Raw genomic sequence first — 9329 nt, 5'->3', positions numbered from 1 at the left:
CCCGTTTTGCGGTGGATCTGGAACGCATTGCCGGGATTCTGGCCAGTATTGAAAACGGCGGCGCCCCCGCAGGAGACACTCCGGTCTCCGATAACACCTCCGGAAAAGACATCGTTAAAAGCGGCGCTGAAACTTTAGCAGCCAATAACTCCTCTTCCGGCACAGAGGATCCTGAGAAAACCCCGGCTCCCAAGGCTGACCAGACTCCCCCCGAAGATGACGAAGATGATGAAAAGACCGAATTCAAGGCTCTGATACCGGAAAGAACGTACGATATGAAGAATCCGCGGGATGCCGGTCAGTTCATCGCCGATACCACCGCCCGGGAAATGGCCCGGTTCTTCCAGGATATCGGAATTTCCGGCACGGTAACTAAAAAGCCCGGCAGCGTCAGCACCGACAACTCTGACAGCGCGGATCTGGAATTCGCCATGGAGGGTGATGAAGACAAGTTCACCCTGACCCTGACCAACAGCTATTCCGATGACGGAGTGGTCACTCTGATTGCGGCTGACGACCGCCTTTACAAAGACGCGGATGAAGCCGAAGCCAGTCTGGTAAAGAGCATTCTGGCTAATACTGAAAACCGCTACAGCATCAAGGATGACACCGCCGTGACCGCAATTACCCTGCCCAGCGGCAAGCTGGAGGAGGTCTCCTGGGACACCGCCGCTATGGAGTATAAGGCCTACGGCGTCAGCAATTATCAGAATGCCTACAATATCGCCCTGAGCTTCCCGAAAATCCAGATTGCCACCTCCGAGGACGGCAAGGATCCCGTGGTGATTTCCGCGATTAAAGGCACGGTGGAAAACCGGGCGGACAGCTTTACCCTGAATTATGCCATCGGAGAATTTTCCGGAAACTTTGACGGCGCGATGAAGCTTAACAGTCTCGGCTTCTCACTGGAAAAGACGGCCTCCGCCTCCAAGAAGCCCGGCTTTATCGACTACGGTCTGGATCTGACTCTGGGCGGCTTCTCCTATGAAGCCATGGGCATTCAGATCAGCGATGCCGCCATTAATCTCGGTCTTAAGGAACTGGACATGAATTCCTTTATCAAGGCCTGCGATTATCAGAAGGGAGAAATCATCGGCTTCGGCAGCATGGCCAAGTGCATTGCCGCCAATACTGACAACGATGAGCTCACCGATTCCCTGAATACCGTATTCAATCCGGCCTCCTCCCTTAGCCTCGCCTTCAAGGCCACTCTGAACAGCGCCAAGGCTGAAATAAAGGCAGCGGCCGGCTTTGCTCCGGATGCGGCCTTCTCATCCATCGAAGAACTCCCCGGCGCTGTCGCCGCCACGGCAGATATCAGCATTGATGCCGCCCTCCTGTCCATGCAGCAGTACGGTCTTACGGAAATGGCCGAGATGCTGAAGAAATACGCCAAGGATCCCGAAGCCTCTGCTCTCACCTATCACCTGGAGTTTAAGGGCGGACAGCTTTTAGTAAACGGGAAGCCGCTGGAATAAAAGAGCTTTGAAACAGCCCGATAACAAAAGCCCGGAGGATTCCGGGCTTTTTTCATGGTGATGGATAACGGGAATCTGTCAGGAAAGAATCCTTGCAAGCTCCCGGGCATGCTCGGCAGTCTCTCTTTCAATACGGGCCATGTCCTCAGGAGCGCTCAGACCGGGAATAAACATCATGCCGTAGGAAATCACATAGTCCGTGACCTTCATGCCGCAGTTCCGGGCGGTAAGCCGGAGAGGCAGGAAAATTTCCCGTACGGTGGCGGTTTGTTCCCCGTCATGGCGGTAGGCGGTTTCCGGGCCTCCGGTGGTTACCGAAAGCACCATCCTCTTTCCCCGGAGCTTATCCCCCTTGGATCCGTAAGCAAAGCCATGGAGCCAGACCTTGTCGATCCAGTTCTTCATGAGGCCGGGAACGGAATACCAGTAAAGGGGAAAGGCCAGAACAATAATGTCAGCCTGAGCGAGGGCCTCCTGCTCGGCGGCCACATCAAAAGCGCCGTCTGGGTAAAGCTTCCCCAGCTCTCTTACGGCAGCGCCGGGAAGCAGAGTCTTTACGTTCTCGAGGATCAGCCGGTTGGCTGTGGAATGAGCAGGATCCGGATGTCCGGAAACAATTAACACCTTTGACATGGAAGCTCCTTTGTGGAAACGGAAAAAAGTTAAAAAGCCAAAAACACAGACAGGAAAATGGCCGAAATGCGATAACAGCAGTAACCGCAAAAGTCAGTAACCGGGAACAGGAAAACCTTTTTCAGCTTCCCCGGCCTTCTCAGATTACCATAAACCGCTTCCGAAACTGAAAGCGGCGCAAAAATCAGCGGATTCTTGCGGCTGAAGTCACATCCCTCCCGCAAAACCGGCATCAGGCTGCGCATCTCCGAAGCAAAATACAGATTTTCATTCAGCCCAAGCCACAATTTTGCAACAAATACTCTCCAAAAAGGGATTTTTCAAATTACAATAGAAATGACTCCCTGATAAATCACCCCGGGAAACTGTATTACGGCAACAACCTGTTTGCAGGCTGGCAGCAATAACTACCACAATAAATCAAGAGCCGGCCGGGACTAAAGGAGTATGTATGTCTGAAGACCCTGCGCTGGATCGCAATAACTGGCCGGACGAAATGAAAAGCCTCTTCTCTCCTCTGGAGGAGAAGCTGGCCTCGTACCTGCCCCCTGAACAGATTCAGGAGGTGGCCGGCGCTTATGCCTATGCCTACCGGGCCCATCAGGGACAGACCCGCTCCAGCGGAGAACCGTACATCACCCATCCCCTTGCCGTTTCCGCCATTCTTGCTGACATGCACCTTGACGTGGAAGCTCTCATGGCCGCCCTGCTACACGATGTTATCGAGGACACCCGGGTTACCCAGAACGACATCAGAAAGCTCTTCAGCGATACCGTGGCCGATCTGGTTAACGGGGTCACCAAAATGGAAAAGATCCGCTTCAGCGACTACAAGGAAGCCCAGGTGGCCAACATTCAGAAGATGCTCCTGGCCATGACCCACGACACCCGGGTTATTCTTATCAAGCTCGCTGACCGCACCCACAACATGCGCACCATCGGAGCCCTGCGCCCCGACAAAAGAATGCGCATCGCCCGGGAAACCCTGGATATCTATGCCCCCATCGCCTACCGTCTGGGCATCAGCAAAATGAAGAACGAGCTCCAGGATCTCTGTTTCCGGGCCATGTACCCCTATCGCTACCGGGTGCTGGCCGCCACCGTGGCCGCCGGTCAGAAAAACCGCATGGACACCTATAACGAGCTTATGGAATCAATGCGCTCCTGCTTCCGCAAAATCGGCATTCGCTTTCAGATAAAGATCCGGGAAAAGTTTCTGGCCACGATCTACCATAAGATGAAAACCGATCATCTCAGGCTTCAGGATCTGCTCAGCGTGTTCAGCTTCCTGATTCTCGTGGACTCCGTGGACAGCTGCTACCGGGCTCTGGGACAGACCCACGCCCTGTTCAAGCCCAAGCAGGGTTACTTTAAGGATTACATCGCCCTGCCCAAGATGAACGGCTACCAGGGACTGCACACCACGGTCATGGGGAGCGACGGTCAGGAGATTGAAATTCACATCCGCACGGAATTCATGGATATGATGGCCAAGCAGGGCGTGGCCGCGCACTGGGTTTACAAGCTCAGAAGCAACGGCAGCATGGGAGACAGCTCCGAAGCTCAGATGTACGCCAACCGCTGGATGCAGAGCCTTAAGGATCTCATGAACAATACCTCCTCGTCCTTTGATTTTCTGGAAAACGTCAAGGCCAATCTGTTCCCGGAGGAGATCTACGTCTTTGACGGCAGCAGCAAGGTGCTGGAGCTTCCCAAGGGGGCCACGCCGGTGGATTTCGCCTACGCCATCAGCGCCGATCTCGGCCATCGCTGCCGGGCCGCCGAAGTGGATCACAAGCCCTATCCTCTTGACAAGGCCCTGTCCTCGGGACAGCAGGTACGCATTATCGAAAGCGAAACTCCATTCGCGCAGCCCCGCTGGCTGGATTCGGTAGTCACCCTGAAGGCCAGGCAGGCCATAAAGGCTTTCCTGCAGGGCATCAATGCCGCCAGCTCCGAGGAACACGGCAGAAAGCTCTTGCAGCTGGCCATGGGAGATGTGCCCCTGGACAGCATCGATCCCGCCAACATCGCCCGGGTGCTCCGTACCATACATATCAGCACTCTCAACGAGCTCTTCCGCCGCATCACCATGGGGGAATCCAATGCCGTGCTGGTGGCCCGGGCTCTTCTGGGAGATCGGGGCGACTCGGTGGCGGCCGGTGATACCGGGAACGAAATCATTTCCAATATCGAGGGCGTGAAGCACGAGTTCGCCTCCTGCTGCTTCCCGCTGCCGGGAGACCGCATCACCGGCATCTACGACGGCAACAAGGGCCTTCTTATGGTGCATCGCACCTCCTGCCCGTCTATTTCCGAAGCGGAAAAGAATCCCTTTGTGACCTGTCTCTCCCTGTCCTGGAACAAGAACTATCAGGGCCATGCCTTCTTCAAGACCGCTCTCCATATTCAGTACATCACGAGACCGGCTATTCTGGGTGAAATCGTGAGCCTGGTGAGCATGACGGGGGCGGAGATCCTGTCCATTACCCAGACCGATTACCGCGAGGAAAGCGACCACAGCCTGGATATTCTGATAGAGATCAAGAATCAGAGCCATCTGGAAAACGTGGTCTCCACCCTGATCAAGATTAACGGCATCAAGGATGTTTCCAGAAGGAAGAGAGTTCCGGAAAACAGACAGAGCTGATGCGCCCTGGGGAAAAGCGCGCAGGGGCACAAGGGGGGGCAGAAATCAGGGAAATCCGCGGCCAATCAGGCTTTTGAGCGTACCTGAAAATGCAGGGTTCCGGTCAGGTCAGCGCGGCGGTCTGAGACCAAGGCGCCGGTATGACAATGGAACAACGTATGAATCCCAAAGACCGCTGTCATATTTCATTTTTGCGGATAAAACGTACTGAGCGGTTTGCGCATCCCATCTCCTGCCAGGAAGTTTTAGACGTTCCCGCATCATGTTTCCATTACCGGTTTCAATGGCATCGCTGTCTGTGAAAAGGCCATTCTTCACATAGGCGGGGTAGTCGATGCAGTCTTTGTTGCTGTCAAGGTATGCCCGGATATTCGAGACGCCCTCTCTTTTGAAGTCCTTAAAGGGTTCCGCCATCTTCATAGCTTCAGAAATTCTGCCGGCTGCGATGAGCTCCATAAGCCGGGCGCCCCACGCGGTTTTAGTCTCTTCTCCGCCGCTGATGCCGGCAGCGGCAAACCGGAAAACGTTCTCCTTTAAATGCGAATAATCAAGAATCTGAATAACATCAAGTTCTGAGCAATAGGTGGTCAGAAAGGATTTGATCCCGGGATTTCCGTCGCTTATCACCGCAATCCTTTCATGTTCTTCAAGACCGTTTCTTAAGGCCGCTTCATACAGGTGTTCCCCGAATGCCGCGGCATTTCCGATTAAGCCCACGTATTCCCTTGTCAGGATTTTACGGTACTCCTGCCCGCTTTCCGACTGGATAATCCTGATGTTTTTGCTGCTGAACACAAGACCCAGCCAGTTCTCTTTCCGGGCTGAGCCGTTTTCGGTTCGGATGTTCAGCGTGGCGCTCTTCGTCACAATATAGAGCGTGCCTGATTTCTTCCGGCGGTATTTCTTTCTGTTTTTAAAATGATCGAGAGCCTGATCCCTTCTCAGACAATCATCGTCATAGACCAGCTTGCCAATATAGTTGGTTACGAGACGCAGCTGATCATCGCTGATCTCAATGTTCCGATCTTTCCGGTACAGACTCTGAAGTTCCTCATAGGAAGGCGCGCTGACAGATCTTTTGGCGATATCCAGCATCATGGCAGCAGACATCTTGAAGGGAAGTCCGGCAAGTCCGAGAGCGATGTCGCAGGGGGCTATCATCTTCATGCCGCGCTTTTCCGAAAGCAGCCGGGCACTGTCATTGTCAGCCGGAATGTAAAGTGTGCGATTGAAAGTTACAAAGCCCTCAAGGGTAAGTATTGTCCTGGCGCGTTTATCCTGGTGCTTCAGACGAATCCCTTCCTTGAGGAATGCGCTTTTTTTGCTGAATTGAGCTCCCTGGTATCGATAGCCGTAAGAGCTTCTGATACCATATCAGAATATATTTTATTGGTTTTTAATGACAGTCTGCACCACTCTTCTTCAAGCTGGGTCAGCGTGATAAAGTTATTCGGATCATCAGTCGCCCTGTCTATCTTCAGGATGAAGGCATCCAGTTCTTCATTCAAACTGCACTTCGCTTTGACAGCTGCCTGTTTGAGTTCATCTGACTTATTTGCAGCCATGAAATCCTCTCTTCTCTCTTCCTTACTAATCCAATTTAAACAGGCTTACCTTTTCAGACATGGAGGAAGAAACCTTCTCCAATTCATCTGAGATAACCAGGGATTTATTGATCTGCGTATTGGTTTCGTTGGTGGAATCCGCAATAATCTGCATATTATCAGTAATATTCTGACATGTGGCAGACTGTTCTTCAGTGGCCGACGCAATCTGCAGGATCTGATCATGAACAGTTTCCACAGATGAATTGATGATGTTTAAACTCTGCTCAATAGCATTGGTATCCTCGGCGATTTCATTCATCTTTTGCACATTCACATCCATGGTGGAGGTGGTCTGCCTTACCATGTCCTGTATTGACGTGATCATGCTGCTGATTTCCTTTGTGGAACCGGAAGTTCTTCCCGCCAGCAGTCTTACTTCATCGGCAACAACGGCAAATCCCCTGCCGTGCTCGCCTGCTCTTGCCGCTTCGATTGCCGCATTGAGAGCCAAAAGATTAGTCTGCTCGGCAATATCCTGAATCGTATTGATAATTCCGCTGATCTGCTGGGTATGATCCCCAAGCTGATGTATCAGCGCAGCGCTTTCATTAGTCTGCTTTGAATGCTCACGAATCTTGTTAACTGTATTACGAACCTGTTCAACGCCGGATTTAACAACATTCTGCACCTTATAGGAATAATTTGAGGCCTCCGAACAATTATGGGAAATCACCTTGGAGGTACTGGCCATTTCCTCGCAGGCCGCGGTAACGCCTAATGACTGCTCCAATACTTTGGCCGATCTTGCTGTAATATCATTATCGGCATCAATAAGAAACTTGGCTTTCTTATGCAGGGACAAGGCGTCATCATTGATGCCGGACATAATCTTTCTGAGGAAATCGCACATGGATGCAAAGGATCGGCTTAACAGACCGATTTCATCTCTGGATGAAGTTTCAAGCTTCTGAGTAAGATCCCCCTTGGTGATGTTTTCGGCAATCACGCCAAGTTTTTTCAGATTTCTCATAGGTATGATAATAGACGATGCCATGGTAAAAGTAATGAGAAAGGCTATTATCATCCCGGTCACGGACACCGCTATAAAACTGCCAGCCGAAGTCACCTGGTAAATATCGTCCAGGGTATCACGGGTCTCTTCATCGGCAATTTTGATGATGCCATCCACGCTTTTGTCAATCTCATTGCCGATAGGAACCAGGTATTTCTGAATAGCCAGATACGCCTCTCTCGGCTTTCCGATTTCCGTAAGTCTGATAACTTCATTTTTAGTGGCATCTTCATAGTCGTTGAGAAGGTTAGACATGCCCTTCGTTATGCTGGCGCATTTATCATGTTTTCCGCAGCGCTGTCTGACATCGTTCAGTACATTCAGAAAGATCTGCTTATTTTTGCTGAAAGCTTCCTTCTGCTGAACTCTTTCCTGCGCTGTTTCCGTCATGGGGTATTTGATGGCGCTGATTCTGAGTTCCTTGAAAAGAGCCTGCAGGTGCCGGCCGCTGTCCACGAGGCCGATAAGTCCCGTGTTGGTATCTGCCAGAAATTCAGTATCATGAAAGGACTGATTAAACTTGTTTATTCCGATTACAGTTACGGCAATCAGGATCACAATGACTGAAACAGCCAGAAATATAAGTCTTCCTGCAATACTGAGATGGAAAAAGCTTCCCTGATGTGCCATAGATACCTCTTTCTATTTCAGATCAGGCCCCTGAATACAGCGCCCTTATGCCGTACAGCGCGCAAAGCCGGTTATTCCCGGACACCGGCAAGACTGGATCCCTTGAAACAGCCGTGCGCCGCCGTCTGATAATGAGCATTTTTGCACAATGCTCAATAATAGACAAATATAAGCTGAGGCCCTTCTTTCAGCCGCTTCTTTCAGCAAAATATCAGGAACCGATAAATGTTCCGGACAGAGCTTTGTTTTTCGGAAAACTGCCGGGCGGTTAAGACAGACAGGCAATTCTGACATGGCGCAATTGTCTGTCCTCTTCTGTTACGGCAGATTACGGCATGCCCTCTTAATCTCTGATCATATTGCCGGACATCATTAAAAAAACAGCCGGAGATCTGAATTTGCAAGCTTTATCAAATTTTGCTTTCTCTGTTCCGATCTTCGCTATTTTTGCCGCCCTCTTTGCGGCAATCCCTCACAATCAGTATTCCGTCATTGACGAACCCCCGGAAAATAATAAAAATAGGACATGCCCCGCGCTGATGCCGGGCTTTACAGGGTAATTGGCAGTTACACAGATAGGACAAGCCTTATGACAGATTCCCAGAAATTACCTGAGAACGCCGCCGCAAACATCGGCCGGCTCAGAGCTGACAAATTCAGAATCGCTTCCTTCGGCGAGGGCTTTATGTGGTGCTGGAACGCCATGTTAAGCATAAAGACCCGCTTATTCTGGACCGCGCTCCTGATAAGCATTGTTTCCGCCGCAGTGGTTTCCATGATTCTGTCGCTCCCTCTGGTGTCGACCTTCATCACCATGCTGTTCTCCGGCCTGGCAGCCTCCTATGCTCTCCAGTTCGACTTCCGCAAGGGCCGCTCCGTTCCGGTTTTGCCGGATGCGTTTAAGGCCCTGAAGATCAACTTCTGGAAGATGATCCTGCTGGCCCTGTGGGATATGCTTATCCGCATCGCCCTTATCTGCGTCGTCTATCTCCTGGTGCTGATATTTTTCGGATCGGGGATTTTTGAAGTGCTGAAGCAGCTCTGGGCTCTTCTGGGAGAATCGGCACAGGAGGCCGGCTTCGCCATTGCCAATATCGCCGCCGTAACCGAGCACCAGCTTGGCGAATGCCTCCGCCTTTTTGTCGGAAAGCTGGTGTCGGACACCGCCCTCCTCTCCACGATGCTTTACTACACCTGCATCTATTTTCTGGCCTATTCCCTGATCGCCCTTATCATGTATGCGCTGGAATTTTTCAGTCTTCCTCTGGTGCAGTGCTCCGGCATGCCCGGTATTAAAGCCATGTGGGAAAGCTTCAAGG

7 protein-coding genes are annotated in these 9329 nt (G+C 51.6%); 3 read left to right on the top strand and 4 right to left on the bottom strand.

Annotated features, from left to right (window positions below; genetic code table 11):
• Positions 1-1478, top strand: a 1478-nt coding sequence (locus tag ACJROR_RS04335; protein WP_406546025.1) for a DUF945 family protein, incomplete at its 5' end; no start/stop codon positions are given.
• Between the two features lie 78 nt (positions 1479-1556).
• On the opposite strand, the gene ACJROR_RS04330 is transcribed toward ACJROR_RS04335, so the two are convergent.
• Positions 1557-2111 carry an NAD(P)H-dependent oxidoreductase gene (locus ACJROR_RS04330; protein WP_406546024.1) on the bottom strand — a complete coding sequence of 185 codons (555 nt, stop codon included), beginning with the start codon at positions 2109-2111 and terminating at the stop codon, positions 1557-1559.
• Between the two features lie 451 nt (positions 2112-2562).
• On the opposite strand from ACJROR_RS04330, the gene ACJROR_RS04325 reads away from it, so the two are divergent.
• On the top strand, positions 2563-4761 hold the full coding sequence (locus tag ACJROR_RS04325) for a RelA/SpoT family protein (protein ID WP_406546023.1): 2199 nt from the start codon (positions 2563-2565) through the stop codon (positions 4759-4761).
• Between the two features lie 108 nt (positions 4762-4869).
• Here ACJROR_RS04325 and ACJROR_RS04320 read toward each other — a convergent pair whose 3' ends face one another.
• The 3 genes from ACJROR_RS04320 to ACJROR_RS04310 form a co-directional block, all read right to left on the bottom strand.
• Positions 4870-5928 (bottom strand): hypothetical protein, encoded by a 1059-nt coding sequence (locus ACJROR_RS04320; RefSeq protein ID WP_406546022.1) that lies wholly within the window; start codon positions 5926-5928, stop codon positions 4870-4872.
• 119 nt (positions 5929-6047) lie between these two features.
• Positions 6048-6326, bottom strand: coding sequence for a hypothetical protein (locus tag ACJROR_RS04315; RefSeq protein WP_406546021.1), 279 nt, complete (start codon positions 6324-6326; stop codon positions 6048-6050).
• A 25-nt stretch (positions 6327-6351) separates the two neighbouring features.
• Positions 6352-8010 (bottom strand): methyl-accepting chemotaxis protein, encoded by a 1659-nt coding sequence (locus ACJROR_RS04310; protein WP_406546020.1) that lies wholly within the window; start codon positions 8008-8010, stop codon positions 6352-6354.
• 589 nt (positions 8011-8599) lie between these two features.
• Between ACJROR_RS04310 and ACJROR_RS04305 the strand changes: the two genes are divergently transcribed.
• On the top strand, positions 8600-9329 hold a 730-nt coding region (locus ACJROR_RS04305), incomplete at its 3' end, for a hypothetical protein (protein ID WP_406546019.1).

This window comes from Succinimonas sp. (assembly GCF_045225735.1).
GTDB lineage: Bacteria > Pseudomonadota > Gammaproteobacteria > Enterobacterales > Succinivibrionaceae > Succinimonas.
This window is presented reverse-complemented; position numbering and strand designations above follow the sequence as displayed.

Bases quoted from the DNA above. Each gene is read 5' to 3' on its own strand.
- ACJROR_RS04330 (WP_406546024.1), bottom strand. From the start codon at position 2,111: ATGTCAAAGGTGTTAATTGTTTCCGGACATCCGGATCCTGCTCATTCC.
- ACJROR_RS04325 (WP_406546023.1), top strand. From the start codon at position 2,563: ATGTCTGAAGACCCTGCGCTGGATCGCAATAACTGGCCGGACGAAATG.
- ACJROR_RS04320 (WP_406546022.1), bottom strand. From the start codon at position 5,928: ATGAAGATGATAGCCCCCTGCGACATCGCTCTCGGACTTGCCGGACTT.
- ACJROR_RS04315 (WP_406546021.1), bottom strand. From the start codon at position 6,326: ATGGCTGCAAATAAGTCAGATGAACTCAAACAGGCAGCTGTCAAAGCG.
- ACJROR_RS04310 (WP_406546020.1), bottom strand. From the start codon at position 8,010: ATGGCACATCAGGGAAGCTTTTTCCATCTCAGTATTGCAGGAAGACTT.